The organism is Arthrobacter sp. H5 (assembly GCF_000520595.1).
GTDB lineage: Bacteria > Actinomycetota > Actinomycetes > Actinomycetales > Micrococcaceae > Arthrobacter_D.
Window position 1 is genome coordinate 156,453 of sequence record NZ_KI914989.1, and the last position, 16,340, is coordinate 172,792.

The following is a 16,340-nucleotide window of genomic DNA, read 5'->3' on the forward strand; positions in this document are numbered from 1 at the left end:
CCCGCCGGCCGGACACCTACGGTGCGCTGGTTGAGCCGGTCGCCGGGTTCTCCACGCAGCCCCAAGCGGCTTTGGTCGATCACCCATGAGGATGCCCAGCGAAACAGCACCCCAGGAACGTATTTGGATGGCCTTTCCTCCTGGCGGCTACACGCTCGGTGGCTCACCTGAGGCAGCCCACGCGGCCCGCAGCACCTGGGCTTCAGTGGCACACGCCGTCGTCGGTTTTGAACCGGTGACAATGGTGGTGGACCCGTCGGACATCGAACTGGCCCGCACCTATCTCCGTCCCGAAATCGACCTCACGGTCGCGCCCCTCAACGACGCCTGGATGCGGGACATCGGTCCCACCTTTGTGCACGACGACGACGGCGCCCTCGCCGCAGTCGACTGGGTCTTCAATGGATGGGGACAGCAGGAATGGGCGCAGTGGGACAAGGATTCAGCCATTGGCGCCAAGGTTAGCGACTGGGCGCGGGTGCCCCGGGTGAAGTCGAACCTCGTCAATGAGGGCGGCGGTATCCAGGTCGACGGTGAAGGAACGGTGCTTGTCACCGAAACCGTGCAGCTGGACGCGTACCGCAATCCCGGCCTCACCAAGCGTGACGTGGAGGCGGAACTGCAGCGAACCATCGGCGCCTCCAAGGTCATTTGGCTTCCGTGCGGACTGACCCGCGACTCGGAGAAATTCGGCACCCGCGGACATGTGGACATTGTCGCGGCCATCCCGGAACCCGGCACGCTGCTGGTCCACACCCAACAAAACCCAGCGCACCCGGACCATGAGGTCAGCCAGCAGATCCTGCAGCATCTCAAAGGGACCACCGACGCCAAAGGCCGGAACTGGAAGATCATTGAGGTTCCTGCGCCGGAAACCCTCACCGACGATGAAGGCTGGGTGGACTACAGCTACATCAACCACCTGGTGGTCAACGGCGGCGTCATCGCCTGCACGTTCAACGACCCGATGGACGACAAGGCGCTCAGCATTCTCCAAGCGGCCTATCCCGGCAGGACAGTCATAGGCGTAGACGCCCGCGAACTGTTTGCCCGCGGCGGCGGAATCCACTGCATCACCCAGCAGCAGCCGCAGCCACTCAAAAACATCCTACAAAGACGTAAGGACAACTCATGAGCAGCACCCAAGTGCGGACAAGCGCACAAAAGTACGGCGTCCAAAAACTGAGCGGCAAAGGACTGAAAACGGGGCAGCTGGGGCTGCTCGCCGTCGTCGTGATTGGTATGTCGACCATTGCGCCCGCCTACGTGCTCACCAGCACGCTCGGCCCAACGGTGCAGAGCATTGGGGTGCACCTGCCGGCGATCTTCATTGTGGGTTTTATTCCCATGTTCCTGGTGGCACTTGGCTACCGTGAACTGAACGCCGACACCCCTGACAGCGGCACCACCTTCACCTGGGTGACGAAGGCCTTTGGTCCGTACCTCGGCTGGATCGGCGGCTGGGGGCTGCTGGCTGCCAACATTATTGTGCTGTCTAACCTGGCCGGTGTTGCGGTGGACTTCTTCTACTTGTTTCTCGCGCAGCTCACGGGGCAGGAGGCCATCGCCGACCTGGCCGGTATCAGATGGCTGAATATCCTGACCTGCCTGGTGTTTGTTGCGGCCGCGGTGTGGGTCTCCTGCCGCGGCGTCAAGACTACCAAGGCGGTGCAATACGCGTTGGTTGGACTGCAGGTGGGCGTGCTCGGGTGGTTTGTGATCGCGGCCTTCTCCCGCATCAACCAGGGGGCAGCCAGTGCGGTCGAATTTAGCTGGGAGTGGTTCAACCCGTTCGGGATTGACAGTTTCTCCGCTTTCGCCGTGGGCCTCTCGCTCTCGATCTTTGCTTTCTGGGGCTGGGACGTGTGCCTGACTGTCAGCGAGGAGACCCACAACGGGAAGCGAACCGCAGGCCTCGCCGCAGCGGTGACCGCCGTCGTCGTGCTCGGTATCTACCTGGTGGGAGCCATCGCCACCGTGATGTTCGCCGGCGTGGGAACCGACGGTGTTGGCCTGAACAACCCGGATATTTCCGAGAATGTCTTTTCCGCGCTCGCCGCACCGGTGATGGGGCCGTTTGCCATTCTGCTCTCCCTCGCGGTGCTGTCCAGTTGCGCGGCGTCGCTGCAATCCACGTTTGTGTCACCGGCCCGGAGCCTGCTGGCCATGGGCTACTACAAGGCGCTGCCGGACCGCTTCGCCACCGTCCATCCCACTTTCCGGTCTCCGGTATTCGCCACGATTGTCGCCGGACTAATTTCCGCGGGTTTCTACTCCCTGATGCGCATCATCAGCGACAACGTACTTAACGACACCATCATGGCGCTGGGGTTGATGATCTGCTTCTACTACGGCCTGACCGCGCTGGCCTGTGTCTGGTATTTCCGGCACAGTGCCTTTTCCTCGGCGCGCAACCTGCTTTTCCGTTTCGTTGCTCCGCTGCTGGGCGGACTCGGGCTCATTGTGGTCTTCCTGCAGACGGCGATCGACAGCTGGGACCCGGCGTTCGGCAGCGGATCCGAGGTGTTCGGTGTGGGCCTGGTCTTTGTGATCGGCGTTGGAATCATCGCGCTTGGCATTGTCGTGATGCTGCTGGTGCGGCGCACCCATCCCGCATTCTTCCGCGGCGAGACGCTGCGCCGTGACACCCCGGCACTGGAGGTTGCGGAATGAAAGCCCGACGGCGGCATGACCCGGGTGTCGGAGGGGCGGCACCTGCGCCCGGCCCGGAAACGCTCAGGGGACTATTGCGTGGGTATCCACGACTGCAGGCCCACAATGAGAGCGTCGAGGCCCAGCCGGAACGCGCGATCGGCGCCGTCCGATCCGCCGCCGCTGTTCCGCACGGCGGCAGTGAACGAGGGGTAGTCAGGTCCGAGGCTTCCTGAATCGAAAATATCCTCGGGCGCGGACATATCCAGCGCCGAGCCGAAGATGAAGGATTCGAGCGAGACAATAGCCGGAACTATACGTTCCTCAGGCCACCCGGCCCGCAGGAAACCCTGTGTCACGGCCTCGTACATGGCCAGGGTTTCCGGGGCGCCGGTTACCGGCAGCACAGCGATGACCGGGATCAGCGGTGTATGGCGCGCAAATACCTCCCGGTAGGAGAAGGCCCAGCGCCGCACCGCGTCATCCCAGGGTTCGGTGGGGAAGGCGCTGAAGTCCACCATTGTCATCACCCGGTCCTCTATCCAGCGCAGTACTTCCTGCTTGGATTCGGCGTGGTTATACAGGGCTGACGGGGCAACCTTCAGCCGGCGGGCGAGAGCGGACATGGTGAGACCGTCATAGCCCTGCGTCTCGATCAGCGCCAGCGCGGCATCGGTAATCAAAGTTCGTGAAAGGATCCGCTGCGTAGGACGGCCGGCCCGGCGGGTGTGCGGAACCCGGGATGCGTTCATCGCCGGGTCCCTGCTGGATTCCACATGGCGTTCCATTCTACGCATCCTCTTTCCAAAAGTGATCTGTATCGCTACAGTAGTCCTAATAAATGAACGCTGTTCATTTTACAAACCCTCACCACGATTATTTGAAAGGCAGCTGTGAAGTCTTTGCAACGCGACGTCGTCGTTATTGGAGCCGGGCCGTCCGGCCTGACTGCGGCATGGGAACTGAAGAAAGCCGGGCTCAGTGTTGCCGTGCTTGAAGCGCGGGACCGCGTGGGCGGCCGCACCTGGACCGACACCATCGACGGCGCCGTGCTGGAAATCGGCGGCCAGTGGGTCTCGCCGGACCAGGCGGCGCTCATCCCGCTGTTGGAGGAACTGGGCCTCGAAACGTTCGAGCGTTACCGCGAGGGAGAATCCGTCTACGTGGGTCCCAACGGGCAACGCACCCGCTACACGGGCGAGATGTTCCCGGTCAGCGATGCCACCGCTGCGGAGATGAACAGGCTCATCGAACTGCTGGATAAGCTTGCGGCCGAGGCCGGAGCCGAGGAACCCTGGAACCACCCCCAGGCACGCGAACTGGACACCATTTCCTTCCACCACTGGCTGCGGCAGCAGTCCGGCGATGAGGAAGCCTGCAACAACATTGGCCTCTTCATCGCCGGCGGCATGCTTACCAAACCCGCGCATGCTTTCTCCACTCTGCAGGCCGTCCTGATGGCGGCTTCAGCCGGTTCCTTCTCCCACCTCGTGGACGAGGACTTCATCCTTGACAAGCGCGTGATCGGCGGCATGCAAAAGGTGTCCCAACGCCTTGCCTCGCGTCTTGGCGAGGACGACGTCCAACTGTCCAGCCCGGTACGCACCATCCGCTGGAACAGTGAAGGCGTAACCGCCCTGTCCGACGGCGCAGAGGTGCGGGCGCGGTATGCCATCATGGCCGTCCCGCCGAACCTTTACTCACGGGTGTCCTATGAGCCGCCGCTACCCCGTAGACAACACCAGATGCACCAGCACCAGTCGCTGGGGCTGGTCATCAAGGTCCACGCGGTGTATCAGACACCGTTCTGGCGTGAAGACGGACTGTCGGGAACTGGCTTTAGTGCATCCTCGATTGTGCAGGAGGTCTACGACAACACCAACCACGGGGACACCCGCGGCACACTGGTCGGTTTCATCTCCGACGAAAAGGCAGATGCCATGTTCGCGCTGGAGCCGGCCCAGCGCCGGGCGGTCATCCTTGAGTCCATTGCAGGCTTTCTCGGTGAGAAGGCCAAGGAACCAGTGGTCTACTACGAGTCCGACTGGGCCGCCGAGGAATGGACCCGCGGCGCCTACGCCTCCAGCTACGACCTCGGGGGTCTGCACCGCTACGGACCAGACCAACTCAAGCCTGTGGGGCCGATCTACTGGTCCTCCTCGGACTTGGCAGCAGAGGGCTACCAGCACGTGGACGGCGCGGTCCGGATGGGGCAGCGGACGGCAGCACTGATAGTACAAGCGGATGCCGGCACTGCGCCGTCGTCGTTGGTTGATACTTCACAGGGAGGGTAGATGCGCTACATCGTTGGGTACACCGCGGATGAGCGGGGCAAGGACGCCGTCAGCCTCGCCATAGCGCTGGCACGAAGACAGGATGCCGAACTGCACCTGGTCATGGTCATGCCGGAGTCCTCGCCGTTCAACGCGGTGTACCCGCCGGAGCGCGGTTACGAGGACATTCTCTCCGTACAGCTCCAGGAGTGGCTGGCCGAAGGACTGGCGCTCGTCCCCGACGATGTGACCGCCAAGGCCCATGTGATCAGCGCGGAATCCCAGGCGGAAGGGCTCATTCACGCGGCGGAGACATCCGGGGCCGAACTCATTGTGATTGGAGCCAGCTCCCGGGGCTTGAGGCGGCGCTTCAGCGTGGGCAGCGTGGCGGGGACCCTGCTGCATGCCTCACCCGTGCCGGTGGCGCTTGCACCACAGGGGTACCGGCGGCTTGACCCAATCACGCGGCTAACCTGCGCAGTGGGCACACGGGCCGGGGCCGACGACGTCATCTACGTTGCCGTCGACTCCGCCGGCAGGCGGCAGCTCGCCCTACGGCTGGTCTCGCTCGTGGCGCTGGACCCTGCACCCTCTGACGAAACTGATGCCAGCGCCGTCGAACGCGCCCACGACCACGCAAACACCAGGCTCGCCGAAGCGGCGGGATCCCTGGCAGCCGGCGGACGCGTGAGCGTCGAGGTGGCGCAGGGGTCATCCGTCGAGGAGGCCGTCGAATCGCTCACCTGGGACGAAGGCGAAATTCTGTTGGTTGGTTCAAGCCGGCTGGCCCAGCACAGCCGTCTGTTTCTTGGAGCCACCGCCAATAAAATGCTGCGCGCCCTGACCGTTCCCATGGTGGTTGTCCCGCGCTCCCACACCCCTTCAACCGAGCCCAGGGAAGTATTATGAGCACAGTATCCAACAAAGACAACCGCACCGGACTGAGTAGCAAGGGACTCAACTCCGGCTCAGTCGGCCTGCTCGGCGCCGTGGTTATTGGCGTCTCCTGCATTGCGCCGGCCTACACGCTGACCGCGGCGCTGGGTCCCACCGTGGCGGAAGTGGGTGTGCAGCTGCCCGCCATTTTCCTGGTGGGCTTTATCCCGATGATCCTCGTTGCCCTGGGGTATCGCGAGCTGAACAACGCAATGCCCGACGCCGGTACCTCCTTTACGTGGGCAACGCGCGCTTTTGGACCGTGGATCGGGTGGATGGGCGGTTGGGGGCTGATCGCGGCGACGATCATTGTGTTGTCCAACCTGGCAGCGGTTGCGGTGGACTTCTTCTATCTCATGCTGGCCCAGCTCACCGGCAATCCCTCTCTTGCTGATCTGACGCTCAACTTGCCGCTGAATATCGCCACCACCCTGGTCTTTGTTGCGCTCGCGTGCTGGGTGTCGTATCGCGGCATGGAAACCACCAAGGCTGTGCAGTACGTGCTTGTTGGGTTCCAGCTGCTGGTGCTGGGATGGTTTGCGATCGCGGCATTTGCCCATGTGGCGGGCGGTACCGCTTTCGATGCAACCGCCATCAGCCCGGAGTGGTTCAACCCGTTTGCAGTCGAGTCGTTCTCCGCGTTTGCAGCCGGAGTTTCGTTGTCTATCTTCGTGTACTGGGGCTGGGACGTCACGCTCACTATGAACGAGGAAACCAAGGACCCGGAAAGGACGCCTGGGCGGGCTGCAACCCTGACCGTCCTGGTAATCGTGGTCATCTACATCACCGTTGCACTGGCCACACTGTCCTACGCGGGTGTAGGCGACGGGGAACTCGGTGCCGGCAACGAGGACAACCAGGGGAGCATCTTCGCCGTGCTTGCCGGGCCGGTCATGGGACCCTTTGCCATCCTGATGTCACTCACCGTGCTGAGCAGCTCCGCGGCCTCCCTGCAATCGACGTTTGTGTCGCCCGCCCGCACCCTGCTGGCCATGGGGCACTACAAGGCGCTGCCGTCGTCCTACTCAAAGATCAGCCCAACCTTCAAGAGTCCCTCCTACGCGACCATCGCCGCCGCAGTCGCCGCGTCCGGGTTCTACGTGGTGACCCGGATCGTTTCGGAGAATGCGCTGTATGACACCATCACCGCACTTGGCCTGATGATCTGCTTCTACTACGGGATCACCGCGCTCGCGTGCGTCTGGTACTTCCGGGCCGTGGCACTCTCCTCGCCACGGGCATTCCTGCTGAAGTTCCTGGCACCCCTGGTAGGCGGAGCCATCCTGCTGGTGATGTTCTTCAAGACCGCCAGCGACTCGATGGACCCGTCCTACGGATCGGGCTCCTCCATCGGTGGAGTGGGGCTGGTCTTCGTCCTCGGGCTCGGGGTGATCCTGCTCGGCGCCGTGCTGATGCTGGTGATGTACCGGGTGAACCCGGCGTTCTTCCGCGGCGAAACCCTGCGCAAGGGTGTTGCCTCACGGTGAGGTTTCCACGTGTTCGCATGCGCTCTCTGGGGCGTGCGTGGAGATCCGCAGCCGCGCCGCGATAGTGTAGCTACAGTTCACGCAGCGGCGCTTGGGCGATACTGAGGCGCCGTTCCGATCCACCCCCAACCGGAAGGGTTGCCCATGCGCTACGTCGTCGGCTACACCAACAATGACCGCGGCCAGGATGCCTTGGCGCTTGCGACATCGCTCGCGCGGACCCAGGGCGCTTCGATCGATCTGGTGACGGTCCTGGACCGCCCGCAGGACGGGAGCGTTGCGCCGGGCACTAACAAGGCCAAGGCAGCGCTGGATCAGGCACTGCAAGGCATCCCCGAAGGGGTCCACGTCCGGACGCACGTGCGGTTGGCCGATTCCTTCGCCGAGGGTCTTCTTGAGGCATCAGTCGACTTTGAAGCCGGACTTATTGTGATCGGTGCTTCCAGCAATGGTCTGCTGCGCCGATTCACCGTTGGCAGCGTTGCCAACGCCGTGCTGCATTCCTCGCCGCTTCCGGTTGCGTTGGCGCCCCGCGGGTATCGTCACAGGGACAGGATCACCAGGCTTTCCTGTGCTGTTGGAACCCGTGCCGGCGCTGATGCCGTGCTGGACGTGGCGGTCGACTCAGCTGCACGCAGGGGAGTGCCGCTCCGGCTCATTTCCCTGGTGGCGTTGGACGTCAATGAACAGGCCGACACCGGCGAGGCGATCAACCTTGCCCACCAGCACGCTAATTCAGTGCTGGTCCGGGCGGTTGATCAGCTTCCGTCGGAGCATGAGGCCACGGTGACTGTTGCTCACGGCCGCACCATCGAGCAGGCCATCGATGACATCGAGTGGGATCCCGGCGAACTGGTGATTGTAGGGTCCAGCCGTCTTGCGAAGCGCAGTCAGCTCTTCCTCGGTTCTACGGCCAACAAGATGCTGAGAGCGTTGCCCGTGCCCATGGTGGTTGTGCCGAGGGACTGGAATATGGCCGCAGCATAGTCTGCAAATCACCCAACCAGCGCGGATTTCTTGGCACGAGTCTTCACCCTGGGGCGGGCGTTCTTCCGCACGGTCCGGATCATGTCCACGGTCAGCAGGGCGAGGCCAACCCATACCAGGCCAAATCCAACCCAGCGCTCCGGCGGCATTTCTTCGCGCAACACTGCGACCGCGAGGATGAACTGCAGAACAGGCGCCAGGTACTGCAGCATTCCGATGCTTGTCAGCGGGAGCCTCCGGGCAGCCGCTCCAAAGAAAATCAGCGGTATGGCAGTGATGACTCCGGATGCCGCCATAATCCAGAAGTGCCCGCTGCCTTCCGACAGAACCGTGGCTGCTCCGGTGACGCTCAGCCAGATCATGACGCCGGCCGCTATGGGTGTCAGCACCGCCGTCTCTATGCTGAGGCTTGAAACGGCGTCCACACTTGGGCCAACCCGTTTCTTCACAAAGCCGTAGAAGCCAAACGAGAAAGCCAGTGTCAGCGCAATCCATGGGACTTTTCCGTACCCCAAAGCGAGCACTATGACAGCCACAAAACCTATTCCGATGGCCGTCCACTGCAGCGGACGCAGCCGTTCCCGCAGAATAAACACGCCAAGCAGCACGGACACAATGGGATTGATGAAGTACCCCAGCGATGCCTCCACCGCCTGCCCGCTGGTCACCCCATAGGTATAGACAAACCAGTTGACCGCTATCAGCATCGCGGCAAGAGTGAGCGTCCCCAGCACACGTGGATTGACGACGGCGGCATGCACGGTCCGCCAGGACCGCATCACCGTCAGCAGCAAGGCACAGAAAACGAGGGACCAGAGTACGCGGTTGGCCACGATTTCAAGGGGGGTGGCCGGAAGAAGGATCAGGAAGTAGAGCGGAAGCAGGCCCCAGAGCCCGTAGGCGGCGATCCCGAAAAGAATGCCCAGGGAGTTTTCACTCCGGGGCGGGCGCTTGGTAACAGGATCGCGTCGGCTCACAAGGTGGGCAACCGACAGTATCCATGGTTTATTCCGCCCGAACGCGGCTACAGGACCTGCGTTAATCCGTCGATTTTCCGGATTTCGTGGGCGCATACTGGGCAACTCAGACGCGTTCTATTGACGAAGGACGACGCACCGGATGTGCAGCGGCTATTGCAAGTGATGGAGGAACCCGGACAAGGGTGGGCAGAATTCCCCTCACCGAAGTCCGGATGGCTCGGCTTTCTGTCCGGATTGCTCACGTAAACTTCAGCAAGGTGCTGCCGCGGTGCTGACCAACCCTGGCTTGTATCAAGACTCCAGGCATCTGCACGTGCATGTCTACAGCGGAGGGTGTCGATAGCTCACCGCGTTCATGCGCGCACCATCGGGCAACCTACATCGGTTCAACGAAACCGAACAGGGAAGCCGCCGTGCCAAGCACAGTGATCACCACGCCGGAAATGGCCAATCGGCGGGTATTCCGGTACGGCCCTCTCAATGAGAAGTCTGCGGGGCGCCGCGGTCTGTAGTAGATGACCACCTCGGCTCCCGGCGGCTCGGGCAGCGTGGCATCCTCGGCAAGGAGTACCTCTTCGATTTCGTAGTAGGTGTTGTGCCAGCGCAGGCCGGTTCGTCCTTCATGGGTGTAGACCACGGCGCGCGTTTTCACCCAGGTTCCGTTGACCATCAGCAACACACAGGCGGAGAAAAAGAGCACCAGTCCAAGAAGCACGGCGGCGGAGGTGGCAAGCTCAATGGCCGCGAGGACGGAACTGTCGGTTGTGCGCACATCGGCCGCCGCGGGATGCATAATGAACACCCTACGCAAGGCGCCGCTATGCCAGGGCAACGCATGGAACCAGCTTCGCGCCGTCGTCGTACCGGTTGAGAGGCTGATCACTGATTGGCCGGTATTTTCGACTGCACAAGTCCCGCCATTTAGAATAGAGAACTGTGCGCTAATGTGCATAAGGATGTCATCGAGGGAAGAAGGGCTATCAGTGTCCAGCGCGGCTGCAACCCGACCGTTACGGGTTGCCATCATTGGTGCGGGTCCGGCCGGCGTGTATGCGGCTGACATTCTGACCAAGGCCCAAGAGGTCCAGGGCGGGAATTTCAAGGTCAGCATTGACCTTTTTGACCAGTACCCAGCTCCGTACGGACTGATCCGCTACGGCGTGGCTCCTGACCACCCGCGCATCAAGGGCATCGTCAACGCTCTCCACAAGGTGCTGGACCGCGGTGACATCCGGTTCCTCGGCAACGTGAACTACGGCCGCGACCTCACCCTCTCCGACTTCCGCAACTTCTACGACGCGGTGATTTTCGCGACCGGAGCCATTAAAGACGCAGACCTCAATATTCCGGGTGTGGACCTTGAAGGATCCTTTGGCGGCGCCGATTTTGTGTCCTGGTATGACGGTCATCCTGACGTGGACCGCGAGTGGCCGCTGGAGGCTAAGGAGATTGCCGTCATCGGCAACGGGAACGTGGCGCTTGACGTCGCACGGATCCTCTCCAAGCACGCGGACGATCTACTGACCACCGAAATTCCGGGCAACGTCTATGAGGGACTGAGGAAGTCGCCTGTCACGGACGTTCACGTCTTCGGCCGCCGCGGACCGGCTCAAGTCAAGTTCACGCCGTTGGAACTGCGGGAGCTGTCGCATTCCCGCGACGTCGACATTGTTCTTTACCCGGAGGACTTTGACTTTGACGAAGCCTCCGAGCAGCAGATCGCCACCAATAACCAGACCAAGACCATGGTTAAGACCCTGACTAATTGGCTGGCAGAGGACGAGGGACCCGATTCATGGACCGCCAGCCGGCGGCTTCATCTCCACTTCCTCCATACGCCCGTGGAAATCACGGATTCTCCCGAAACCCCAGGCAGGGTGGCGGGCATGCGGTTTGAGCGCACCGCGTTGACGGGCGAAGGCAGGGTCGAGGGCACGGGCGAATTCATCGACTATCCGGTGCAGGCGGTCTACCGTGCCATCGGCTACTTCGGGTCCGAGCTGCCCGAGGTGGGCTTCGATGAAAAGCGCGGCGTGATCCCGAACGAGGGCGGCAGGGTCATCAGCGAGGACGGCGCGCCCGTTCCTGGGATCTACGCCACCGGCTGGATCAAGCGCGGACCGGTGGGCCTGATCGGCCACACCAAGGGTGATGCGCTGGAAACCATTGGCTTCCTGCTGGAGGACAGGCTGAATCTTCCTCCCGCACAGAACCCGTCGGAGGATGCGATCATCGACCTGCTCAACGAGCGGGGGGTCCGCTTCACCACCTGGGATGGCTGGCTCAAGCTCGACGCCCACGAGTTGAAGCTGGGAACCAACTACGCGCACGACGGCGGCAACCCGCCTGAGCTTGTCAGGGAACGTGTGAAGGTGGTTCCGCGCGAGGAGATGATTGCCGTTTCCCGTGGAGAGTAGCCACCCCCAATTTGATTCCAAGCCTGCGGCGATAGGATGTGGGGCATTGGACGCGAGAACCACACCATGATGCTGGACCACTATCAGCAGACCAAGAATCTCCTGGTCAGCCACAACGAGAACAAGCTGGGCTTCTTCTAGGAGTTGCAATGACGGTCGAAGCAAGCATTGTGATCCCGGGGGAGACATTCTCCCGGGTTGCCCTGACCGACTCCGCCGTGGAACTACTGCGCAAGCTGTGGGGCATTCATGCCCCGCTGATGTTCCACCAGTCGGGAGGCTGCTGCGACGGATCGTCGCCTATGTGCTACCCGGCCGGCGAGTTCATCACCGCCGAGGCGGATGCTGCTGGGCGTGCTGGATATTTCCACCGGCCCAGAGGACGACGACGGCGGAACGATTGACTTCTGGATGTCACGTGAGCAGTTCGAATACTGGAAACACACGCACCTCACCGTGGATGTGGTCACCGGGCGGGGGAGCGGGTTTTCCGTGGAGGCGCCGGAAGGAAAGAGGTTCCTGATCCGGTCGCGGCTGATGTTCTAGCGCTTCCGCGCCTGGACTACGTGAACGCACCGTAGAAGGTTTCGGCAGCGACAGTCGCCCCACCATAAGTTGCACAGTGTGCAAAGTTGCACGTAGTGTAAGTCTGTGATTGAACAACCAACCGGACGCCGTGAGCAGAACAAGCTCGATACCCGCCGGGCCATTGCGGAAGCGGCATTAAACCTCGCCCGCACACACGGTATGGGCGCCGTGACCGCAGACCAGATAGCCGAGGAAGCAAAAGTTTCCCGGCGCACCTTCTTCAACTATTTCCACAGTGCCGAGGACGCCCTGACAGTGTCCACGGAATCTTTCCTGGAGCATGCGGTGAACGAGTTCGCCGCCCGCCCCTCGGACGAACCGCTGCTGGACGCAATAATTGCCGCTCTCGCCGCGACCGCCCAGGTGGAAAACCTGAACGACTGCGGGGATCTCTTCAGGCTGGCTGACGGCAACCCGGACCTGCTCAGCACGCAGTTGCTGGCCTGGGAACGCGCGGAGGCGCGCATTGTCCGTGCCGTCGAGGAACGTCTGGGCGGGAGTGCAACGAATCTGTACATTCTCGCGTTGGTGGGTTCAGTCCTGTCCTGTGCCAAAGCAGCAATGCGTGAATGGTCCAGCGCAAATCCCGTCCAAGGCTCGGCCGCTGACCTTGAAAACCACATCGTCAACGCACTGTCCATGCTGCGTGACGGTTTTGCCCAATCCACCACCACCTAAGGACCGCACCGGAGATGGCATTCCTCCTCTATCGACTCGGAAAATTCGCCTACCGGCGGCGCTGGTGGGTTGTGTCTGCCTGGCTTGCGCTTGTTCTTGCGGTGGGCGGTTCGGCCGTCGCGTTTTCCGGCACGCTGACCAACAACTTCACCATTCCGGGAACCGAGTCCCAGCGGGTGCTGGATCAGCTTAAGGAGGACATGCCCGATGCCGTGGGCGGCATGGGCACCATCGTCTTCGAGAATGATGGCGGCACTGAGTTCACCGCCGAGCAGGAGTCAACCATGACTGCGGCTCTGGATGAGGTCTCGCGCGTTGACGGCGTCGAGGCCGTGATCAACTCCTTCGATCTGGCGCGTCAGCTTGCTGAAAGCCAGGCGGAAATCGACGATGGCCGGACACAGTTTGAGCAGAGCACCCAGCAATTGGCGGATGGGGCGGCCCAGCTTGACGAGGGGCAGGCGCAGCTGGACGCCCAACGTGCACAGTTCGAGCAAAACCGGACGCTGCTGCCGCCCGAGCAGGCAGCGGCGAACGAGGCGCAACTCAACGCGGCACAGGCCGAGATAGACGCCCAGCGCGAAGAAGTTGCCGCTGGAGAAGCTGAACTTGAGGCGGGCCGCGCCGAACTGGATCAGGGCGCCCGCACCCTGGCGGCGTCGTCGGGCATTCAGTTCGTGTCCGACGACGGCACCACCGCCGTTGCCAGCGTCCAGTTTGCAGACCAGATTGACGCAGTGACGCCGGAGACCCGACAGGCGGTCCAAGACGCTGCCAACGCCGCCACTGACGCCGGCGTCAACATCTTCTACAGCAAGGAGATTGTCCAGGATATCTCGGACATCTTTGGTGCGGCAGAGATCATCGGACTGCTTGTCGCCGCGATCGTGCTCATCGTGATGCTGGGGACCCTGGTCGCCGCCGGACTGCCGTTGTTGATGGCCGTTGTAGGCGTCGGTGTAGGGGTGGGAGTCACCTTTGCCCTCACCGGCGTCATTGAGATGAGTTCCATCTCGCCGGTGCTGGCCCTCATGCTGGGTCTAGCGGTGGGTATCGACTACTCGCTGTTCATCGTCAACCGGCACCGCACTCAGCTGCTGCGCGGGCTGCCCCTGGATGAATCCATCGGCAGGGCCGCCGGTACCGCCGGAAACGCAGTGCTCTTCGCCGGCATCACGGTAATCATTGCGCTCGCTGCGCTCGCCGTGCCCGGTTTGCCCTTCCTCACCATGCTCGGTTTGTCCGCGGCCGGAACGGTGGCGGCCTCGGTACTTGTTGCCCTCACGTTGACTCCGGCGCTGCTTGGGTTCATCGGCACCCGGATCGTGTCCAAACGGCGTTGGGCCAAGGCCGCTACGGCGTCTGAGGACGCGGCGCAACAGCACGCCGATCACGACGCCGAGGCGGGACGCGGCTGGGGAGGCTTCGTGACCCGGCGGCGCATTCTGACGGTGGTTGCCGGAGTAGTTGCGCTCGGAGTGGTTGCGCTGCCGGCGTTGGACCTACGCGTGGGACTGCCCGACGGCGGCTCCGAACCGGCGGACTCAACGGCGTACCAGGCCTATAGCTTGGTCGGTGAGAAGTTCGGAGAAGGCACCAACGGCCCGCTGCTGGTGGTGGGCGCACTCCCTGAAACTGCGGACGACGCGGAACGCACCGACCTGCAGCTTGACGTGGCTGACCGCCTGGCGGATGTTCCCGACGTTACCGCCGCCGTTCCCGCTTCCGTAAGTGGTGACGGGCGAACTGCGATTTACCAGGTCATCCCCGAAGAGGGGCCAGCGAGCGAGAGCACCGAGCAGCTGGTACGGGACCTCCGCGCGCAGGCAGCCGAGATCGAGTCGGAGACGGGAGTCGGGATCTCGGTGACGGGACAAACGGCCGCCAACATCGACGTTTCGGCGAAACTGATGGAGGCCATGCCGCTGTACCTGGGAATCGTCGTCGGGCTGTCACTGGTCCTGCTCCTGTTGGTGTTCCGCTCCATCCTGGTTCCGCTGATCGCCACCGGAGGCTTCTTGCTCTCCCTGTTGGCGAGCTTCGGTGCGACCGTTGCGATCTACCAATGGGGTTGGCTGGGGGACTTCTTTGGGGTAACCAATCCCGGACCCATTCTGAGCTTCCTGCCAATCATTCTCATTGGCGTGCTCTTCGGGCTGGCGATGGATTATCAAATGTTCCTGGTCTCGGGAATGCGGGAGTCGTACGTGCATGGCAGTAGTGCCAGGAGCGCAGTGAGGATCGGTTTCAGCCATGGCGCGCGTGTAGTCACCGCGGCAGCCATCATCATGGTGTCCGTGTTCGCCGGGTTTGTGTTCTCGCACCTGACCATGGTCAGGCCCATCGGGTTTGGACTCGCATTTGGCGTACTGCTGGATGCACTTGTGGTGAGGATGACGCTGATTCCGGCAGCAATGCACCTGTTGGGACGGCATGCCTGGTGGTTGCCTCGGTGGCTGGACCGGATCCTACCGGACGTCGACGTCGAGGGCGCACGGTTGGAATCCGGGTTGGCTCCGCCGGCGATCGACCAAGCGAGGGACGAGCGTTCCCCGGTGATCGACCAAGCGAGGGACGAGCGCGTGGAGATCCCATGACACGGCGGGCCTGAGAAGGTCACCCAGCACTGGGCCGGCGGGAATCACAGCCGCAGCTTTGGGGGGCGTGCCGCATGGGACGTACCATTCAAGGCATGGCCCGCCCCCCGAGACCGGAACGCAAGACGGAACTGCTCGACCAGATTCTCGATTACATGCTGGACAAGGCCTTCGCCGGGTTGAGCTTCCGCACGTTGGCGGACGGTTTGGGGATCAGCAGCTACGTGCTGGTGTATCACTTTGGGAACCGCGAGGAACTGGTCAACGAGATTGTGCGGCATATCGAAGCCCGGCATGATCCGTTGATACCCGGGCAGCCGGAACAGCTCTCACGCGCCGATTACGAGGACTGGGTGCGCAGGTCCTGGAATTGGACCCTGATTGAGCGGAACCGCCAGCTTCAGCGTCTGGAGTTCGAAGCCGCCCTGCAGGACCCCGTGAGTTCAACACCGAGGAACAGTGCATCCGAGAAGTACCTGTTCTGGACGGATTTCACGGCAACCTGGCTAATCACGCAGGGCGTACCCCCGGAGCGCGCGGCTCCCGCATCGCGACTCTTCGTCTCCAGCCTTTACGGGCTGCAGTATGACTTTGTGGTGAACCGGGACCGTCAGGCAGTGGATGCAGCGCTGGAACTGATGCTCGGTGTCTTCTTTGAGTCTGTTGACCGGGTCATAGACGGTCATCCTGCGCCCAAACGTTAGGAGCATCCGGACGCAGTGAAGGGCGGGTTAGCATGAACCCG

Annotated in this window: 13 protein-coding genes and 1 pseudogene; 11 read left to right on the top strand and 3 right to left on the bottom strand. The window is 62.4% G+C overall.

What is annotated here, in order from left to right:
- Positions 1-91 precede the first annotated feature (91 nt).
- Both Y708_RS23875 and Y708_RS0108410 read left to right on the top strand, forming a co-directional pair.
- Positions 92-1,135, top strand: a complete 1,044-nt coding sequence (locus tag Y708_RS23875) for an agmatine deiminase family protein (RefSeq protein ID WP_081746611.1) — start codon at positions 92-94, stop codon at positions 1,133-1,135.
- A complete protein-coding gene (locus Y708_RS0108410) occupies positions 1,132-2,673 on the top strand; it encodes an APC family permease (protein ID WP_028279582.1) in 1,542 nt (513 codons plus the stop codon). Before Y708_RS23875 ends, Y708_RS0108410 begins: the two co-directional genes overlap by 4 nt.
- A 71-nt stretch (positions 2,674-2,744) precedes the next feature.
- Here Y708_RS0108410 and Y708_RS0108415 read toward each other — a convergent pair whose 3' ends face one another.
- The gene (locus Y708_RS0108415) at positions 2,745-3,404 is read right to left on the bottom strand and encodes a TetR/AcrR family transcriptional regulator (RefSeq protein WP_028279583.1); all 660 of its coding nucleotides are present in this window, start codon (positions 3,402-3,404) and stop codon (positions 2,745-2,747) included.
- A 141-nt stretch (positions 3,405-3,545) separates the two neighbouring features.
- Between Y708_RS0108415 and Y708_RS23880 the strand changes: the two genes are divergently transcribed.
- From Y708_RS23880 to Y708_RS0108435, 4 genes are all read left to right on the top strand, one after another.
- A complete protein-coding gene (locus Y708_RS23880) occupies positions 3,546-4,946 on the top strand; it encodes a flavin monoamine oxidase family protein (protein ID WP_035775723.1) in 1,401 nt (466 codons plus the stop codon).
- A complete protein-coding gene (locus tag Y708_RS0108425; protein WP_028279584.1) occupies positions 4,947-5,834 on the top strand; it encodes a universal stress protein in 888 nt (295 codons plus the stop codon).
- The gene (locus Y708_RS0108430; RefSeq protein WP_028279585.1) at positions 5,831-7,348 is read left to right on the top strand and encodes an APC family permease; all 1,518 of its coding nucleotides are present in this window, start codon (positions 5,831-5,833) and stop codon (positions 7,346-7,348) included. Before Y708_RS0108425 ends, Y708_RS0108430 begins: the two co-directional genes overlap by 4 nt.
- A 144-nt stretch (positions 7,349-7,492) precedes the next feature.
- On the top strand, positions 7,493-8,335 hold the full coding sequence (locus tag Y708_RS0108435) for a universal stress protein (RefSeq protein ID WP_028279586.1): 843 nt from the start codon (positions 7,493-7,495) through the stop codon (positions 8,333-8,335).
- A gap of 8 nt (positions 8,336-8,343) precedes the next feature.
- Here the strand turns inward: Y708_RS0108435 and rarD are convergent, their stop codons facing one another.
- Together rarD and Y708_RS0108445 are read right to left on the bottom strand one after the other, a co-directional pair.
- On the bottom strand, positions 8,344-9,312 hold the full coding sequence (gene rarD / locus Y708_RS0108440; RefSeq protein WP_028279587.1) for an EamA family transporter RarD: 969 nt from the start codon (positions 9,310-9,312) through the stop codon (positions 8,344-8,346).
- 379 nt (positions 9,313-9,691) lie between these two features.
- Positions 9,692-10,198: a hypothetical protein gene (locus tag Y708_RS0108445; RefSeq protein WP_155853784.1), complete on the bottom strand. Its 507-nt coding sequence runs from the start codon at positions 10,196-10,198 to the stop codon at positions 9,692-9,694.
- 73 nt (positions 10,199-10,271) lie between these two features.
- Here Y708_RS0108445 and Y708_RS0108450 point away from each other — a divergent pair, with 73 nt between their 5' ends.
- The 5 genes and pseudogenes from Y708_RS0108450 (at position 10,272) to Y708_RS0108475 (ending at position 16,299) form a co-directional block, all read left to right on the top strand.
- Positions 10,272-11,732, top strand: coding sequence for an FAD-dependent oxidoreductase (locus tag Y708_RS0108450; protein ID WP_028279589.1), 1,461 nt, complete (start codon positions 10,272-10,274; stop codon positions 11,730-11,732).
- A 149-nt stretch (positions 11,733-11,881) separates the two neighbouring features.
- Positions 11,882-12,278, top strand: a pseudogene (locus Y708_RS23885) (DUF779 domain-containing protein).
- A 105-nt stretch (positions 12,279-12,383) separates the two neighbouring features.
- A complete protein-coding gene (locus Y708_RS23890; protein WP_035775726.1) occupies positions 12,384-12,998 on the top strand; it encodes a TetR/AcrR family transcriptional regulator in 615 nt (204 codons plus the stop codon).
- Positions 12,999-13,012: 14 nt separating this feature from the next.
- Positions 13,013-15,595, top strand: coding sequence for an MMPL family transporter (locus Y708_RS23895; RefSeq protein ID WP_051478834.1), 2,583 nt, complete (start codon positions 13,013-13,015; stop codon positions 15,593-15,595).
- Positions 15,596-15,690: 95 nt separating this feature from the next.
- Entirely contained in the window at positions 15,691-16,299 is a 609-nt protein-coding gene (locus tag Y708_RS0108475) for a TetR/AcrR family transcriptional regulator (RefSeq protein ID WP_028279590.1), read from the top strand.
- Positions 16,300-16,340 lie beyond the last annotated feature (41 nt).

What these genes read in the sequence shown, in the direction of transcription:
- Y708_RS23875 (WP_081746611.1), top strand. Translation starts at nt 92, where the DNA reads ATGCCCAGCGAAACAGCACCCCAGGAACGTATTTGGATGGCCTTTCCT.
- Y708_RS0108410 (WP_028279582.1), top strand. Translation starts at nt 1,132, where the DNA reads ATGAGCAGCACCCAAGTGCGGACAAGCGCACAAAAGTACGGCGTCCAA.
- Y708_RS0108415 (WP_028279583.1), bottom strand. Translation starts at nt 3,404, where the DNA reads ATGAACGCATCCCGGGTTCCGCACACCCGCCGGGCCGGCCGTCCTACG.
- Y708_RS0108425 (WP_028279584.1), top strand. Translation starts at nt 4,947, where the DNA reads ATGCGCTACATCGTTGGGTACACCGCGGATGAGCGGGGCAAGGACGCC.
- Y708_RS0108430 (WP_028279585.1), top strand. Translation starts at nt 5,831, where the DNA reads ATGAGCACAGTATCCAACAAAGACAACCGCACCGGACTGAGTAGCAAG.
- Y708_RS0108435 (WP_028279586.1), top strand. Translation starts at nt 7,493, where the DNA reads ATGCGCTACGTCGTCGGCTACACCAACAATGACCGCGGCCAGGATGCC.
- Y708_RS0108450 (WP_028279589.1), top strand. Translation starts at nt 10,272, where the DNA reads ATGTCATCGAGGGAAGAAGGGCTATCAGTGTCCAGCGCGGCTGCAACC.
- Y708_RS23895 (WP_051478834.1), top strand. Translation starts at nt 13,013, where the DNA reads ATGGCATTCCTCCTCTATCGACTCGGAAAATTCGCCTACCGGCGGCGC.
- Y708_RS0108475 (WP_028279590.1), top strand. Translation starts at nt 15,691, where the DNA reads ATGGCCCGCCCCCCGAGACCGGAACGCAAGACGGAACTGCTCGACCAG.